Below are 15,704 nucleotides of genomic sequence, written 5' to 3'. Positions count from 1 at the left end.
CTATTTCATATCAATCTTATCTGATTGAAACCAAATCGGCTTCGATAACTCAAAGTTATTATGATCCTCTAAAACTATAATAAGACGCTCTAACATATCATCTAACATATGCGGTGCTGCTCGTAATGTCCAGACAACTGATGAGAAAACTGTCATGCCGACGTACACCGCATATAATTTCCAGAACTCCTCTGGTATTCTCCTATTAAAGTATCCTTCTATTTGTCCGATTGAATACGGAATACTAATGTCTCTTGCAAATAGTGCAATTTTTACAAAATCATGAAGTGGGTCGCCCCAGTCATAACCATTAAAATCAACAACACCTACATATTTCCCATCCCGCACAATTATATTTTCTAAATGAAAATCATCGTGTTGAAATCGATTTGGGCGGTTTTGTACATACATTTCATTTTCATCTATAAACTTAATGATTTTATCATCATTTTTTATTTTTATTCCGCATGTTTTGTATGCCTCTAAATATTTTCGATGTTTTTTCATGGCTCTTTCATACCATGGAAGTATACCCTTAGGAGCTTCATATGTATGCATTTTTGCTAAATCTTTTCCTGCTTCTATACCAATATCATATTGTTCTTTTAGTGTATATGTAGGCAACAATTTTTTCGCATCTTCTCCTTCTATATACGAAAAAACACCGTAGCATAAACCTTCTTCTTCCAACAAACCCATTTCAATTGGCCTTTGTGCTTGCACACTACGTTTTTGCATTTCATTTAAAATTTGAAACTCTATTTTCTTTCTTTCAAACTCTTTTATATCGCCTGTCCGTAACAAATACTTTTCATCTTTAATAGTCGTAATGATATATTTTTTATCAGGTGAGAAACCTTTAGAAATTTCTTCAATATTTGCTGCATCCTTTACTATTTGTATATTGTTTTGCCGTGCTGCAATTGTCTTCATGTTTATTCCCCTTACATTTCTACATTTGGTGTATACGCTACTTCTATAATAAATCCATTCGGATCGTAAAAATCAACCGTATAGTATCCGTCCGAATAATGGTTCATTTCTATCGGACCACGTATTACCTTCACTTTTGTACTAGCAAGAAAATCTGCTACTTCATCAACTATTTCTCTACGAATAGCTTGATAACAAATATGTCTAGGCCCTAAAGTCCTTACAATTTCCCCGTCCACCTCTTTAAAATATATTTCACTTTCTCCCGTACTATATGCTACTTCATTTAACTTTCTCCATCCAATTATCGAAAACAATTTATCATAAAAAGAAATAGACTCCTCTAAATTCGCGACCCAAAATTCAATATGATAAATACCTGCTCGAAGTGTATTCATATTAAGAATGTGCCCCTTGTACGACTTGTACAATTTCCATAGGCGTATGAACCATATAATCTGGTGCATCTTTTTTCACTGTTTCAATGACATCATACCCCCAAGATACCCAAATTACGTTCACACCAGCCTTTTTACACGCTGCTACATCTCGCTGTTCATCACCGACATATAACATTTCTTGCTCTGTTATTTTTTTTGATTTTAAAAACCTTCTTATCATTTTGTCTTTACCGAACAAATTTTTAGAACAATACACTTCTTGAATATTTTCGATACCATTATTATGTAAAAACGCCCGAATATGCTCTTCTGAGTTAGAGGATATGACGGCAATCCCGTAGCCTTTTTTATGTAATTCATCTAACACATCCTTCATCCCATGGAACAAAACGAGATCTTTTATAGCTGGTTGATATAATTTATAAAACTCTAACGCTAATATCGGTAGTTTATACAGTGGTACATCGAGTTGTTTACATCTCTCGGGCATCGTTAATTTACGTAAATGCTCAATTTCTTCTTCCCTTACTGTTTTATAACCATGCTTTTCAGCTATTTGATTATAGATCGGTACAAATATATTTTGTGAATCTACTAATGTGCCATCAAAGTCAAAAACAATATATTTTTGCATTTCCATACTCCCTTTTCTTCTTTTTTCCTAAACATATGTTATTCAACAACATAGTTGTCTTACCCTTTTATCAACAAAAAAAGAACAAGATTTTCTCTTGTTCTTTTTAAGAAAGCCATTTTGGCGGTACATTCGTATTCCAATAAATATTTCCTAGTTCATGATGTCCAGAGTATCCATCATCAAAACGATGATAATGGAAATTGAAATAATAACCATCTTGCGGTGGATGATCTCTTCTTACATGAAATCGTAGTAAGTCATTTCCAGATTTCGTATCGTAAACGTGAAAAATCTTTTCATTATTTCCACCAGCTGGTTTCTGAGAAATCGATAATGATTGTAACGATTCCTCTGGAACATCATTGGCAAGCTCAGCAATTGCCTCTTCAATTTTCGGTAATATTACATCTTTAAACTCATCTTCAATTACTGGACCAATTTTAGTTCCAAACTTTTGCATCGACTGCTTCTCTGCTTCTTGCATTGCATAAGTAATAAAAATATCGGTGGTTAACCTGTCATTCGTTTCTTCATATGTATAGGACGTACTCTCCAAATTTTGTTGCCCAGCTGTGCTCGTAGGCTTGTCCGCAGCTTTGGCATTATCAAGCAATATGGAAGGAGGCGTCACTAAACCAAATGTAAATACGGTAATTAATGCGACTAAGGTTTTTCTAAACCAATTTGGCATTTATGTTCCCTCCCCTTTCACTCATTATATTTTATCCCGCATTAACGGGCAAGTAAGACCCCCACCTCAAAATTCAGCGAAGGCAAAGAAGTTAGGCGGGGGATCAACTGCCCGTAAAAGCCCGATTGGTGAAGGCTAATAATCAGTAGGGATGAAGAAAACCCCCACTGATTAAAGTTTCACTTTATATAACGGTTGTTTCTTCTATTATACAAAATGATTGTAATTTTTGCACTTTACAATTTTGTTAACGTTCACATATTTTTCACTTGAATATGAAATTGTAAGATTTCATACAATAAAATACAACAACAATAAGGAGGCGATCAGATGACTTTAGATGTCATGTATTCCGCCGCAAGCATACTCGTTTTAGTATATTTTATTTATCAATGTGTGACAGATTAGAAAAAGAGCCATTTTCGGCTCTTTTTCTATGGTAAAAATACAATCCAACCAATCCATACTATAAAAATAATCCCGGCAATTACAGCTGGTAATAAATAAAAATGAAGAAGTATAACTATCTATATATCATTATAAAATATTTATTTTCATAGCAGGAAAAAACATTTTTTAACAGAATATTAAATGTTTGATTACATTTTATTGGAGTGAATAATATGTCTTTTCAAATTCGTGAAGCGACGATAGATGATATAGATGCACTTTGTTCTTTAACGAAAGAATTAAAAGGTTCCTCTATTTCCTATGAAGATATGAACAACCGCTTGCAATTCGTACAAATGAGTCCTTTTGATTTTTTATATGTTTATGTGGAAGAAGAAACTATATTTGGATTACTCGGGTTTCGTATACGCGAAAATTTAGAAGATGTAACTCGTTATGGAGAAATTTCAATTATTAGCGTCGATTCTACAATACGGCGGAAAGGCATTGGACAGGTGTTAATGGATTATGCAGAACAATTAGCAAAGAAGCATCATTGCATTGGAACATGGCTAGTTAGTGGAACAAAAAGAGTAGAAGCACATCCTTTTTACAAAAAATTAGGTTATGAAGTAAATGGATATCGATTTGTAAAACATTTTTAAACTACTTTTTACTTGAAGGGACTATAAATATGACAAACATTAAAGCAATGTTCATTGATCGTGACGGTACAATTGGCGGCGACACTACAATACATTACCCTGGTTCTTTTACATTATTCCCCTTTACAAAAGCAGCTCTGCAAAAAATAAAAGCTCAAAATATAAAAATTTTCTCTTTCACAAATCAACCAGGTATCGCGGATGGAATAGCGACTGTAGCTGATTTTGTACTAGAATTAAAAGGTTTCGGTTTTGATGATATTTACGTTTGTCCTCACAAACATGGTGATGGTTGTGAATGCCGTAAACCAAGTACAGGCATGCTTCTAAAAGCAGCGGAAAAACATGGGCTTGATTTAACACAATGTGCTGTAGTTGGTGATCGTTGGACTGATATTGTGGCAGGTGAAAAAGTGAATGCGACAACAATATTAGTACGAACAGGCGCTGGATACGATGCTTTACATACGTACCGAGACAGGTGGGCACATATTGAGCCAAACTACATTGCAGAAAACTTTGAAGATGCAACAAACTGGATATTAAATCAACTATAATACAATTTAAAAGAGACGTTTTCATTTTGAAAACGTCTCTTTTAATCTTACATTTTTTAAAATGTTAATTCATAATGGAAGTAACGATTATCTCTTAAATAACCATTTTCAGCGTATAATCGCTGTGCTGATAAATTATCAATCTCTGTTTGTAATTTTACACCTTTTGCGCCATTTTCTAATGCGAATTTTTTAGCAGCTTCTAATAATTTTTTACCTGTTCCAGTTCCGCGCTTCGCGGCTTGTACAAACAGATCATTTAAAATCCATAATTCTTTCATTGAAATGGAAGAAAATGATGGATATAGTTGCGTGAATCCAATATATTCACCGCCTTCAACTGCTACGAAAATAACGGATTCTTTTCTCTCGATACGATTTTGTAAAAATACTTTTGCACCATCTAAATCGGAATCTTGTCGGTAAAACATCCGATAGTTATTAAAAACTGATGCTAGTCCATCTAAATCTGCAATTGTTGCCTCATATATTCTCATTTTACTCCATTCCCCTTCCAATACTGTCTCATTATATCCGTTACCCATTTAGGCTGTAGAATTTCTTCTTTCGGCATAAACTCTTTCATTACCGGCTTTATATCCAATATAGGGGTGCCATCAATAGCATCTAATCCCTCAACAATAATTGATTTACCGTCTCTTTTTATCACTTTTACAATTGTTACACCTAAGCGATTCGGGCGATTTTTCCCGCGCTGTGCAAAAATGCCTACTTTAGGATAATCATTATTATTTCTAGGATGTCTAGCAACATATTGAATTTGATCATCCGTTACTTTATGAAAATAAAAAACAACTTCAATATGAGAAAATTCTTCAATCCCTTGTATACTTTCCTCTGTATACAATTCAGTTAAAGTAATACAGGATCTTACTTCTCCCCATTCGTCATCTTTTATTTCCTTTCTTTCATTATGTACAAATGCGATTGGTTGAACTGAAAACATACGCATCCCCCTTAAATGTAACCACTTACATTATAAAATATTTTCTGAATGTTTTCCACATACACGAACTAAGTTTACATAATATAATTATAATCTACTTTCTAAAGCCACATTTACTGCTTCCATTGCATGTATAAAAGTTGTATCAAATATCGGAACTAATACGTCTTCCTGCTTTATTAATAATCCTATTTCTGTACAACCTAAAATTATTCCCTGTGCTCCTTTTTGCACTAGCTCTTCTATGACTCTTTTATAATATTCTCTAGATTGCGATGTTATTTTTCCTAAACATAATTCTGTATAAATTATTTCATTTAATTTTTCTCTATTTTTTTCTACTGGCACTATTACTTTTATATTATTCTCTTCTATACGTGACTTATAGAAATCTTGCTCCATTGTATATTTCGTTCCAAGTAGACCAATCGTTTGAATACCTTTTCTTTTAATTTCTTTTGCAGTAGTATCAGCAATATGTAATACGGGGATGTTAATATTCTCTTTTATTTTCTCCACTACTTTATGCATTGTATTTGTGCAAATGATTATAAAATCTGCTCCTCCCTTCTGCAATGAATACGCCGCATTCCCTAATACTTCTCCTGCTCCATCCCAATCCCCGTTAGACTGGAATCGTTCAATCTCTTCAAAATCCACACTATTAATCAAACATTTTGCTGAGTGTAATCCCCCTAATCTACTTTTTATCTCTTCATTTAAAATTCGATAATATTCCGAAGTCGATTCCCAACTCATACCACCTATAAGCCCTATCGTTTTCATATAACACACCTACCTAAACTTTTTTCTAAACTAATAACAATGTTTTATTATGTATATTATACACAATAAAACAAGACTTTAAGTTTATAATATAAAGTCTTGTTTTAACTATTTCCAAGGAAATTTTATGTGAATATTCTGAAATTAACCCCCTGATGTTTTTATAGAATCTTCATATTGATAATTAAAACATTGTCGATACAACTGTTTAATTTCATTATAAGAAGGAACTCGCGGATTATTTCCTGGGCTACCACTTTCAATTGCATCCGAGGCCATTTTTGAAATAGCATTTTCAAATTCAACCTCACCGATTCCGTATTCTTTTAAATTTGGAATACGAAGATCAAAACAAAGTTTTTTTATTTCCCTCAGCGTATAATCGGCTATTTCTTCATCACAATAGGAATACATATCTTTATTTAAACAACGTCCAATTTCCGCTAGTCTTTTTGTTGCACTCACTTTTGTATATTCTAAAACTGTAGGTAATAGTATTGCATTTGATATACCATGTGGTACATGAAATAACGCCCCTACTGGTCTTGACATTCCATGAACTAATGTAACAGATGCATTTGAGAATGCAATTCCAGCTTGTAATGAAGCGATCATCATTGCTTCCCTTGCTTCCATATTACCTCCATCTTCATATACAATACGTAAATATTTCATAATACTTTCAATAGCCGAAAGAGCAAGTACATCTGTAAGTGGTTGAGAAAATTTAGAAATATATGCTTCAATTGCATGGCATAATGCATCTATACCTGTCGCTGCCGTAATATGAGGTGGTACCGAACTTGTTAATATCGGGTCAATAATCGCTACTTGCGGGGTAAAACTCGGATGCTTCATCATCATTTTTACATCTGTTTTTTTATTCGTAATTACTGCTACACTTGTTACTTCTGACCCAGTACCTGAAGTTGTTGGAATTGCAATGAGTGGTAGTGGATCATTTTCTATTTCAACATCTTTTTGGACGTAATATTCAATTGCTCCACCATTAGTATATAACACCGCTACTGCTTTCGCAGCATCAATACAACTTCCACCACCAATACCGATAATAAAATCACACTTTCCTTCTTTACAAATCGTTAACGCTTCTAATACGTGTAAATTTGTAGGCTCAGCATTCACTTTATTATATGTAATAACAGTAATCCCTTTCTTATTTAGCTGTTTTATGCACCTTTCAACATACCCTAATTTCTCCATAATTGTATCAGTAACTATAAAAGCTCTTTTCCCAAACTTCTTTGATTGTTCCCCCAGCTTTTCAATCGAATTTCTTCCATATAGTACAGACTTCGGCATACGAAACTCAGCAACTTCTTGCAAATACTCCACCCCTTCTTACCCTTATTAATGTTTAGTTTATAAAATATCAACTAAATAAACCTTTACAATTCATATAGTATCTATTTTTAATAAATTCCTGTAATAGTATAGAATGCGATAACTAAAAACACAGCAAGCGTTTTCAAAACTGTAATAGCAAATATATCTTTATATGACTGTTTATGTGTTAAACCTGTTACTGTAAGAATAGTAATAATAGCCCCGTTATGTGGTAATGTATCCATTCCTCCTGATGCCATTGATACGATACGGTGCATAACTTCTAATGGGATATCAAATTGATTGGCTGCTGCAATAAATTTATCCCCCATCGCACTTAAAACAATCCCCATTCCTCCTGATGCAGAACCTGTAATACCGGCTAAAATATTCGTCGTTACCGCTCCATTCACTAAAGGATTTGTGAACGTTGCAGAAATGCCATCTCTCATAATTGCAAAACCTGGAAGTGCTGCAATGACACCACCGAAACCAAATTCTGCTCCAGTATTCATTGTTGCAAGTAGTGCTCCACCTATACTTGTATTCAATCCAGCTTGAAATCCTGTTACTACCCGTTTCCAGTATAATAAAAGAGTTGTTAAAATTCCTATTATAAGTGCCAATTCTACAGACCATATTCCAACTACCGCACTCAATTCTACTTTTCCAAATGCTTTCATACCAATTGCTGAAAAGTCAAAACCGTTCGGATACCACTTCGGTATCATAATAGTAAACACTTTATTCATTACACCTACTAAAATAAGTGGTATAAAAGCAATAAGTTGTTGTGCCCTCGTAATTTCTAAACTATTTAACAGCGGTATTTCTTTCTGCTCTAATTCCAAAGATGCTGCCATTTCAGTATTCCCATCGTTAAAACCAAAATATCCTTCACCTGCTGCTTTTGCCTTCTTACGCCTACTCTCTAAATATAATAAACCTAACGTGAGTACAAAAATTGCCCCTACAATACCAAGTATCGGCGCAGCATAAATATCCGTTTTAAAAAATGTTGTAGGTATTACATTTTGAATTTGTGGTGATCCAGGGAGCGCATCCATTGTAAATGTTACTGCTCCAAGGACAATTGTTCCAGGTATTAAGCGTTTTGGAATATTAGCTTGTCGAAAAAGCTTAGCTGCAAACGGAAATATAGCAAATACCACTACATATACACTAACACCACTATATGTTAAAATAGCACCCATTAAAACAATCGCTAAAATTGTACGTTTTTCTCCAACCAACTCTACAATCGTCTTTGCAATAGAATCAGCAATTCCTGACATTTCTACTACTTTCCCAAAAATTGCTCCAAGTAAAAACACCGGGAAATATAGTTTAATAAACCCTACCATTTTCTCCATAAAAATATTAGAAAAGAAAGGTAATACAAAACTAGGTTCTGTCAAAAATACCGCAAATAATGCAAAAATTGGTGCAAATAAAATAACAGAAAACCCTCTATAGGCTACAAACATAAGTAAGCTAAGTGCTAATAATATAATAACTAGCTCCAATTATACCCCTCCTTTAAACTGAAAATTCAATCTTTTATTGATAAACTTCTACTAATCTTTCATTTCTGACATCCCTCCTCTAATTCATACAAATTTTTCATACTAAAATGTCTAATTATACATATTCGATTACATATGAAAAATCCCTTTAAACAGAAACGATTTCATCGTCATACGTTATAAAGGGATTGTTAGTCTCTATTTTTATTTTTTTATTAAACTATTTTCTATACAAAAATGGTGTAGTTCTTCTATATCCTTCGCTATATGAGTCGAACTAACTTCAATCAACTCATTTTCACTACCATAGCCATATAAAACACCAATTGAAGCAATTCCATTATGATTTGCACCTATTATATCGTGCTTTCTATCTCCAATCATAACAACTTCCTCTTTATTAAGTCCTTCATTCTGAAGTAAAATATGTGCAATTATTTCTTCTTTTTTTATTCTTGTTCCATTTAAATTACTTCCAATAATATCTTCAAAATAATTCGTTAGTTGAAAATGCTCTATTACTTGTCTAGCAAAAATAGTAGGCTTTGAAGTAGCTATAAATAAACGATTTCCGTTATCTTTTAATTGTTTTAGGAGATTTGGAATACCCTCGTATACACTATTCTCCAACAACCCACGTTGCTTTAAATATTCCCTGAAATAAAAAACAGCTCGTTCAACTTCTCCTTCATTCATATTATATCTCTCTACGAATGATTGCTGAATAGGAGGACCAATAAATGAATCTAACTCACTTACATGTAATTCTTCAATTCCAACCTTTTCTAACGCGTACAAAACTGAATTTACAATCCCCTTTTTAGGATCCGTTACTGTTCCATCTAAATCAAATAAAAATGTTGTATACATATTTAATCCCCCACTTATCCTACTTTACATGTAATACTAAAGGTTTTTTTACTACTCTACCTCTACTATACTACCATTATTTGTTTTTTCAAAAAAATCACTTTTTCTATGTTACATAGTTTCGGTTACATTAGACGGATAGATATGATAAAGTAAGAAAGTTACAATTAATTCAATAGAAACTGGTGAAACAAATGTCAATTACGTTAATTTTTATAATAGCTTTCACAATTGTCATCCACGCAGTCGAAACTAGTTCTTATAGTATTCGATTAGCTGGTGTTCGTTTAAAAAAGATTGTCGTTGCCTTATCTGTCGTAGGAATGGTATTACTTATTTCAAGAACTTCAAATTTACTACAAGCCTTTTTAATTGGCGGGATTGTCGATGAAGCAAAACGAGATGCTTCTATTAATTTAGAGCATACTATACGACTTGTACTATTATCTGCTTCCATAGGTACATTACTTGCGATTATTCTTTATCCAACTTTGACAAAACTATTTGGATATGTCATTCAAAACTTTGAAACAGATGGTTCTTTCATTCGAATGATGAAAACAAATAACATTCAAAAATTAAAGTACACAAAAAAATATGTGCGCTTTCCAAGATTTGAAATGATTCATAGATTGCGTATCGGTGGTATTCCAAAGCGTATTATGCTTATTAACATGTTTGCTACTGCAATTTATACAGCAGGTGTTCTTTCTGCCCTTTATGCTTCTTTTCTAAATCCAGATTACGCAACAAATGCAAGTACAGCTTCTGGCCTTGTGAATGGGTTTGCTACTATTTTATTAACAGTATTGCTCGATCCACGCATTGCTCTATTAACAGAGCGTGCTTTACAATCAGAAAATGGTGCTGAATCTATGAGTAAAATGTATGGTTGGTTAATGATATCTAGACTTCTCGGTACTTTACTCGCACAACTGTTGTTCGTACCAGGTGCTTACTGGATTTTATGGATTATTGAACTGATGCATTAATTTACTAGGAAGGTGAATTTATCAATGAAGATACAAACAGAACAAGATGTAATTCGCTTAATAGAAAACGACAAATGGATGATGGACGTATTACACATAGCAAAATCACTAGAGCTACCTGATTGGTGGATTTGCGCCGGTTTTGTTCGTTCTAAACTTTGGGATACTTTGCATAACTACGAAGTAAGAACTGCTACACCGGACGTTGATGTCATCTATTTTGATCCATTACATAAAGACGAGACATATGAACAATCCGTAGAGAAAACACTAACAAATATGGATGCTTCTATACCTTGGTCGGTTAAAAATCAAGCTCGTATGCATGTGGTGAACAACATGCCACCATATTCTTCTTCTGTTGATGCTATTTCTAAATTCCCTGAAACAGCAACGGCTTTAGGGGTTACATTAGACGAAAAAAACAATGTTATATTAACAGCTCCGTGCGGTATTAAAGATGTTCTTTCATTACAAGTGAGAGCAACAGCTCATTTTCTCGAATCAAAAGGACGTATACATATGTACAAAAACAGAGTTATTAAAAAGAATTGGCAAAGTAAATGGCCTAACATAACAATCACATATCCAGAAATTTAGAAAGGGTGCTTCTCATTAATAGAAGCACCCTTTTCTTCATTTCAAAAAATACATGACTGTTTCTGCGAATCTATCTGCTTCCTCATAATGAGGTGAATGACCGCTCTCTTCAAATGCAATATACTTGCCGTTTCGAGCATCTTTATTAAATATTTCAATTTGTTTTTCACACGTTACTACATCATGTTTTCCTACAAGTAATAACATTGGATTTTGTACATCTTTTATTTTGGATAATAATGATGTATGACATGCGCCTTCTAATTTTAATCTATCAAAATGAATCTTGGAGCGTTTTGGAAACATTTCCCACTCTTGATCACTGTATAAACTCTCATCTGTCCTATCTTCCTTATTATTGTAAATCTCCATTCTTTTTTCTTCTAATTCATCGCTTAATCTTATATACGCTTCAAGCAACTCTTCGGAACTAGCATTGCTAGATGAATAAGCGATGGACTCTTCTGCTACTTCTTGTTTTCCATACTTTTTTAATAAATCCCCTGTCTTTTGTAACAAAGCTCTACTTGTTAATGCAAAATCGAAAGTTGGTCCTTCAAATATTATTTTCTCTATTGAACTTGGATATATCGATGCATATAACAATGCTACATATCCACCGAAAGAATGTCCAATTACAGACCACTTCTCAATTTGCAATACTTTTTTTAGTTCTTCACAATCTTCAATCAAATCATTTAATCCAAAAGCTTCGTCCTCAAGAATTTCTTCTGAGCGACAAACACCTCTTTGATCTATCATAATTACATTTAAAGAATCTTTTAAACGTTCCGCTTGATGAAATGAAAAATCATAACAGCTCTCTCCTGGACCGCCGTGCAAGTATAATACAGGCTTACTTTAAGGGTTTCCATGTGCTTCAACATATAACTTCTTCCCTCTAATGTCCATGTATTTCCCTGCTTCTATCAAATTCGCCTTTATAATCATCACCTTCTTTTTTACTGTATATTATAACATTTAATGTTAAATAATTCCTATTACATTTAAAAAGACGATGATGATGGCAAGTGGCGCTACAAACCGAAGTAAAAATGCCCAACAAGTAAATACTTTCTTTCCGTAATTTCCACCTACAAAAAATTCTGCTTCTATCACCTTCTTTTCCATTTTGAATGATACGAAAATACTAATAAATAGCGCTCCTAGTGGCATTAATATATTACTAGATAAAAAGTCTACCGCATCAAAAATATTCTTACCAAAAATCGTAATATCACTCCATACTCCAAATGATAACGCAGATGGTATACCTACTAAGAAAATACAGAAACCAATGATCCATGATAGTTTCGTTCTTCTTTCTTGTTCACCATTTGCTAATGCTGAAACAACCGTCTCTAGTAGAGAAAACGCCGATGTTAATGTGGCAAATGTAAATAGTGCAAGAAATACCGTTAAGAACAATCCGCCAAATGGAATTTGACTAAATACAGATGGTAATACGATAAATAGCAATCCAGGCCCTTCCGTCGGCTCCATTCCTAATGAAAATACTGCTGGAAAAATTGCAAGACCTGCAAATAAAGAAACGAATAAATTCAATCCAACAATTGTTATTGCTGATTTTGGTAAACTTTCTTTTTTATTTAAATAGGAACTATACGTAACCATGATTGATATTCCGATACTAATCGCAAAGAACGATTGGCCCATTGCGAACAAAATACTTTCTGAAGTAATCTTTGAGAAATCTGGTTGTAAGAAAAACTTCACACCTTGCATTGCATTATCCAATGTTAATGAACGAATAATAAGGGCGACAAATAAAACGAACAATGCTGGTAACATATATTTACTTGCTTTTTCAATTCCGTTTTGTACACCTTTTGATACAACCCATATCGTAATGAACATAAAAGCGAAATGTCCAGTAATAGCCCAAGCGGGATTTCCAATTGTTTCAGTAAATAATGTACCGTAATTTTGTCCCGGAGTAATAAGTTGTCCAGTTGCTCCTCTAAATAAATAAATCAATACCCATCCACCTACAACACTATAAAACGAAAGTAATATAAAACACGTTCCAACGCCAAGGCGTCCAATCCAGTGCCATCCTGTATTTGGTGCAATACTTTTAAATGCGCCAACTGCTTGTTTCTGTGTACTGCGTCCAATCATAAATTCAGCTATTAATAGCGGGAGACCAATTAATACAGTAAATAATATAAAGATTAAAAAGAATGCTCCTCCCCCGCTCTTCCCAGCGATATAAGGAAACTTCCATATTGCGCCTAATCCAATTGCTGATCCTGCTGCAGCCATTATAAATCCTAATTTCGAAGTCCATTGCTCCGTCTGTTTCATCTTATTTTCCTCCCAATTAAATCTTTTTATATAAATAATTAAATTTTATATACCTATCCGAATAAACCCTCCATTTCTTTTTCTATAAAATAAAAAATGGCTCAGCATCTCTTTATAAAAAGAGACGCTAAGCCATTTACTTAACGCGGTACCACCCTTATTGATTCCATTATGAATCCACCTTAGTAGTAATCGTTTGATTACAAACCTAATATCGAAGGTTAACCGTTAAGATTTACTAAGAATGTAATTCCGTTCCACCTTACTGCTCCTAGGCGAGTTCAGGATGTCATTTGACTATGTCGCACCAACCCATAGCTCTCTGCACAAATACATGACCTTACTACTCCTATTCAACACATTTTAATATTTAGAATATATTTTCTTTTGAAATTAATATGAAGTATATCGGTTATATTAGTAACTGTCAAGGTATATATTTATTTTTTTGTCGAAAAGGTTTTTTATAAACTTTCAATGTAAAAATAAAAGAACATAAAAAAAGAATCCTCGCGATAATCGCGAAGGTTCTTTTTTATGGTGTAAGACGTGTACAATCTCTCGGAAAAGCACTCGCCTCTCGTACGTTCGTTAATTCTAAAAGTTTATATACAATCCTTTCTAACCCAATACCGAAACCGCCATGCGGTGGACAACCGTATCGGAATGTATTTAAATAAGATTGAAATTTCTCTAGGTGTAATCCTTTTTCTTTAAAAGATGCGAGTAACAGATCATAATTATGAATTCGCTGTGCTCCTGATGTTATTTCTAACCCTTTATATAATAAGTCGAACGAATCAGTAATAGATGGATTCTCGTTATTCGGCATCGTATACATCGGTCTCGCTTCTTTCGGATAATGTGTAATGAAAACAAATTCACTATTATATGTTTCTTTCACATATTTCCCTAGTAACTTTTCACCTTCTGTATCTAAATCTCCAATCGGTGATTCTTTTCGATACTTACTTTTCAAAATCTCTTGTGCTTCTGACAATGTAATTTTCGGTATTTCAGTAATGACAGGTACTTCTAATTGTAATTGTTGTAGTTCTTTCTCACATGTTTCTCCTACCTGCTGAAACATATATCGTAAAACATCCGTTTCTAATTGCATCACTTCATGAAAATCATCGATAAATCCAAGCTCTACGTCTAACGATATATATTCATTCAAATGACGGGAAGAGTTGTGATGTTCCGCTCTGTAAACAGGTGCAATTTCAAAAACACGTTCCAATCCTCCCGCTACCATCATTTGTTTATAAAACTGTGGTGATTGAGCTAAATAAGCTTCTTTTTGGAAATATGGAAGCTTAAAAACATTCGCTCCTCCTTCTGCCCCTTGCGAAACAATTTTCGGCGTAAATATACGTATGAAATCGTTCTCTGTTAAATAGTCACTAAAACTTTGAGCGAGTGTAGCTTTCACTTTAAATATCGCCGCGGTTCGCTCATGTCTTAACGATAATACTCGTTCATTCAATAGTTGATCTAAACCAACTTGTAATTTCTTTTTATTTAATTCAAATGGAAGTTGTTCTGCACCATTTAATACTTTCACTTCATGAGCAAGTACTTCAACCCCTAATTCTGTTTTCGAAGTCTCTACAATTTCACCAACTATTTGAACGACACTTTCTACATCAACTTTGTATCCAGCTAACTCGTTTTCTAATACACATTGAATAACTCCCGTTCGGTCCCGTAATAATAAAAAACTAACATTACCTAGATGACGGATCTTTTTTACCCACCCTTGTAAGAGTACCACTTTTCCAACATGCTCTGTACTCGCTTGAGTGAGTGAACGCTTCATTATTTGCCCCATTATATTTCCCTCCAATAGTTTTCATTTTATTTACGTTATTGTTGTCATCGTCGTCATCCACGTTCACTCACCTCCTTTCAAAGAATACAAAAATCCGCCCCTAGAAATAGGGACGGATTTTTTCCGCGGTACCACCCAAATTGTCACAATGACCATCTTAGCCCTGATAACGGTAGGTAC

General features: G+C 33.8%; 16 protein-coding genes, 1 pseudogene and 2 other annotated features (1 of these 19 only partly in view). Of the genes and pseudogenes, 4 read left to right on the top strand and 13 right to left on the bottom strand.

All coding sequences use genetic code 11. The features are described from left to right. From DPQ31_RS10715 to DPQ31_RS10700, 4 genes are all read right to left on the bottom strand, one after another. Positions 1-933 (bottom strand): aminoglycoside phosphotransferase family protein, encoded by a 933-nt coding sequence (locus DPQ31_RS10715; protein ID WP_097956810.1) that lies wholly within the window; start codon positions 931-933, stop codon positions 1-3. Between the two features lie 11 nt (positions 934-944). Then, positions 945-1,331 carry a VOC family protein gene (locus tag DPQ31_RS10710; RefSeq protein WP_208731877.1) on the bottom strand — a complete coding sequence of 129 codons (387 nt, stop codon included), beginning with the start codon at positions 1,329-1,331 and terminating at the stop codon, positions 945-947. Position 1,332: 1 nt separating this feature from the next. Then, a complete protein-coding gene (locus DPQ31_RS10705; RefSeq protein ID WP_033662996.1) occupies positions 1,333-1,968 on the bottom strand; it encodes an HAD family hydrolase in 636 nt (211 codons plus the stop codon). 106 nt (positions 1,969-2,074) lie between these two features. Next, a complete protein-coding gene (locus DPQ31_RS10700) occupies positions 2,075-2,662 on the bottom strand; it encodes a YpjP family protein (RefSeq protein WP_097956811.1) in 588 nt (195 codons plus the stop codon). Positions 2,663-3,285: 623 nt separating this feature from the next. On the opposite strand from DPQ31_RS10700, the gene DPQ31_RS10695 reads away from it, so the two are divergent. Next, positions 3,286-3,717 carry a GNAT family N-acetyltransferase gene (locus DPQ31_RS10695; RefSeq protein WP_000009785.1) on the top strand — a complete coding sequence of 144 codons (432 nt, stop codon included), beginning with the start codon at positions 3,286-3,288 and terminating at the stop codon, positions 3,715-3,717. Positions 3,718-3,746: 29 nt separating this feature from the next. Then, positions 3,747-4,274 (top strand): HAD-IIIA family hydrolase, encoded by a 528-nt coding sequence (locus tag DPQ31_RS10690; protein WP_208731876.1) that lies wholly within the window; start codon positions 3,747-3,749, stop codon positions 4,272-4,274. Positions 4,275-4,330: 56 nt separating this feature from the next. Here DPQ31_RS10690 and DPQ31_RS10685 read toward each other — a convergent pair whose 3' ends face one another. The 6 genes from DPQ31_RS10685 to DPQ31_RS10660 form a co-directional block, all read right to left on the bottom strand. Beyond that, a complete protein-coding gene (locus DPQ31_RS10685) occupies positions 4,331-4,771 on the bottom strand; it encodes a GNAT family N-acetyltransferase (protein ID WP_001223860.1) in 441 nt (146 codons plus the stop codon). Then, positions 4,768-5,241, bottom strand: coding sequence for an SAM-dependent methyltransferase (locus tag DPQ31_RS10680; RefSeq protein ID WP_000493240.1), 474 nt, complete (start codon positions 5,239-5,241; stop codon positions 4,768-4,770). The genes DPQ31_RS10685 and DPQ31_RS10680 overlap by 4 nt, the downstream gene beginning before the upstream one ends. An 87-nt stretch (positions 5,242-5,328) precedes the next feature. Next, entirely contained in the window at positions 5,329-6,027 is a 699-nt protein-coding gene (locus tag DPQ31_RS10675; protein WP_000848587.1) for an aspartate/glutamate racemase family protein, read from the bottom strand. Positions 6,028-6,171: 144 nt separating this feature from the next. After that, a complete protein-coding gene (locus tag DPQ31_RS10670; RefSeq protein ID WP_001158489.1) occupies positions 6,172-7,374 on the bottom strand; it encodes an iron-containing alcohol dehydrogenase in 1,203 nt (400 codons plus the stop codon). Positions 7,375-7,460: 86 nt separating this feature from the next. Continuing rightward, the gene (locus tag DPQ31_RS10665; RefSeq protein ID WP_002065163.1) at positions 7,461-8,900 is read right to left on the bottom strand and encodes a GntP family permease; all 1,440 of its coding nucleotides are present in this window, start codon (positions 8,898-8,900) and stop codon (positions 7,461-7,463) included. A 204-nt stretch (positions 8,901-9,104) separates the two neighbouring features. Next, on the bottom strand, positions 9,105-9,770 hold the full coding sequence (locus tag DPQ31_RS10660) for an HAD family hydrolase (protein ID WP_000288768.1): 666 nt from the start codon (positions 9,768-9,770) through the stop codon (positions 9,105-9,107). Between the two features lie 194 nt (positions 9,771-9,964). Here DPQ31_RS10660 and DPQ31_RS10655 point away from each other — a divergent pair, with 194 nt between their 5' ends. After that, positions 9,965-10,762 carry a lipid II flippase family protein gene (locus DPQ31_RS10655; protein WP_208731875.1) on the top strand — a complete coding sequence of 266 codons (798 nt, stop codon included), beginning with the start codon at positions 9,965-9,967 and terminating at the stop codon, positions 10,760-10,762. 24 nt (positions 10,763-10,786) lie between these two features. Beyond that, positions 10,787-11,362 (top strand): nucleotidyltransferase family protein, encoded by a 576-nt coding sequence (locus DPQ31_RS10650; protein ID WP_208731874.1) that lies wholly within the window; start codon positions 10,787-10,789, stop codon positions 11,360-11,362. Positions 11,363-11,398: 36 nt separating this feature from the next. On the opposite strand, the pseudogene DPQ31_RS10645 reads toward DPQ31_RS10650, so the two are convergent. The 3 genes and pseudogenes from DPQ31_RS10645 to aspS form a co-directional block, all read right to left on the bottom strand. Beyond that, a pseudogene (locus tag DPQ31_RS10645) lies at positions 11,399-12,274 on the bottom strand (alpha/beta fold hydrolase). 75 nt (positions 12,275-12,349) lie between these two features. Continuing rightward, on the bottom strand, positions 12,350-13,690 hold the full coding sequence (locus tag DPQ31_RS10640) for a sodium-dependent transporter (protein ID WP_208731873.1): 1,341 nt from the start codon (positions 13,688-13,690) through the stop codon (positions 12,350-12,352). 117 nt (positions 13,691-13,807) lie between these two features. Next, positions 13,808-14,056: a binding site (T-box leader), on the bottom strand. Positions 14,057-14,225: 169 nt separating this feature from the next. Beyond that, positions 14,226-15,524 carry an aspartate--tRNA(Asn) ligase gene (gene aspS, locus DPQ31_RS10635; protein WP_199633800.1) on the bottom strand — a complete coding sequence of 433 codons (1,299 nt, stop codon included), beginning with the start codon at positions 15,522-15,524 and terminating at the stop codon, positions 14,226-14,228. 105 nt (positions 15,525-15,629) lie between these two features. After that, positions 15,630-15,704 (bottom strand) — a binding site (T-box leader) (it continues 138 nt past the right edge of the window).

This window comes from Bacillus sp. COPE52, assembly GCF_003355115.1.
Taxonomy (GTDB): Bacteria; Bacillota; Bacilli; order Bacillales; family Bacillaceae_G; genus Bacillus_A; species Bacillus_A toyonensis.
Note: the sequence above shows the minus strand (reverse complement) of the source record. Positions and strands in the feature narration are given on the sequence as shown.

What these genes read in the sequence shown, in the direction of transcription:
- DPQ31_RS10715 (WP_097956810.1), bottom strand. Translation starts at nt 933, where the DNA reads ATGAAGACAATTGCAGCACGGCAAAACAATATACAAATAGTAAAGGAT.
- DPQ31_RS10710 (WP_208731877.1), bottom strand. Translation starts at nt 1,331, where the DNA reads ATGAATACACTTCGAGCAGGTATTTATCATATTGAATTTTGGGTCGCG.
- DPQ31_RS10705 (WP_033662996.1), bottom strand. Translation starts at nt 1,968, where the DNA reads ATGCAAAAATATATTGTTTTTGACTTTGATGGCACATTAGTAGATTCA.
- DPQ31_RS10700 (WP_097956811.1), bottom strand. Translation starts at nt 2,662, where the DNA reads ATGCCAAATTGGTTTAGAAAAACCTTAGTCGCATTAATTACCGTATTT.
- DPQ31_RS10695 (WP_000009785.1), top strand. Translation starts at nt 3,286, where the DNA reads ATGTCTTTTCAAATTCGTGAAGCGACGATAGATGATATAGATGCACTT.
- DPQ31_RS10690 (WP_208731876.1), top strand. Translation starts at nt 3,747, where the DNA reads ATGACAAACATTAAAGCAATGTTCATTGATCGTGACGGTACAATTGGC.
- DPQ31_RS10685 (WP_001223860.1), bottom strand. Translation starts at nt 4,771, where the DNA reads ATGAGAATATATGAGGCAACAATTGCAGATTTAGATGGACTAGCATCA.
- DPQ31_RS10680 (WP_000493240.1), bottom strand. Translation starts at nt 5,241, where the DNA reads ATGTTTTCAGTTCAACCAATCGCATTTGTACATAATGAAAGAAAGGAA.
- DPQ31_RS10675 (WP_000848587.1), bottom strand. Translation starts at nt 6,027, where the DNA reads ATGAAAACGATAGGGCTTATAGGTGGTATGAGTTGGGAATCGACTTCG.
- DPQ31_RS10660 (WP_000288768.1), bottom strand. Translation starts at nt 9,770, where the DNA reads ATGTATACAACATTTTTATTTGATTTAGATGGAACAGTAACGGATCCT.
- DPQ31_RS10655 (WP_208731875.1), top strand. Translation starts at nt 9,965, where the DNA reads ATGTCAATTACGTTAATTTTTATAATAGCTTTCACAATTGTCATCCAC.
- DPQ31_RS10650 (WP_208731874.1), top strand. Translation starts at nt 10,787, where the DNA reads ATGAAGATACAAACAGAACAAGATGTAATTCGCTTAATAGAAAACGAC.
- DPQ31_RS10640 (WP_208731873.1), bottom strand. Translation starts at nt 13,690, where the DNA reads ATGAAACAGACGGAGCAATGGACTTCGAAATTAGGATTTATAATGGCT.
- aspS (WP_199633800.1), bottom strand. Translation starts at nt 15,524, where the DNA reads ATGGGGCAAATAATGAAGCGTTCACTCACTCAAGCGAGTACAGAGCAT.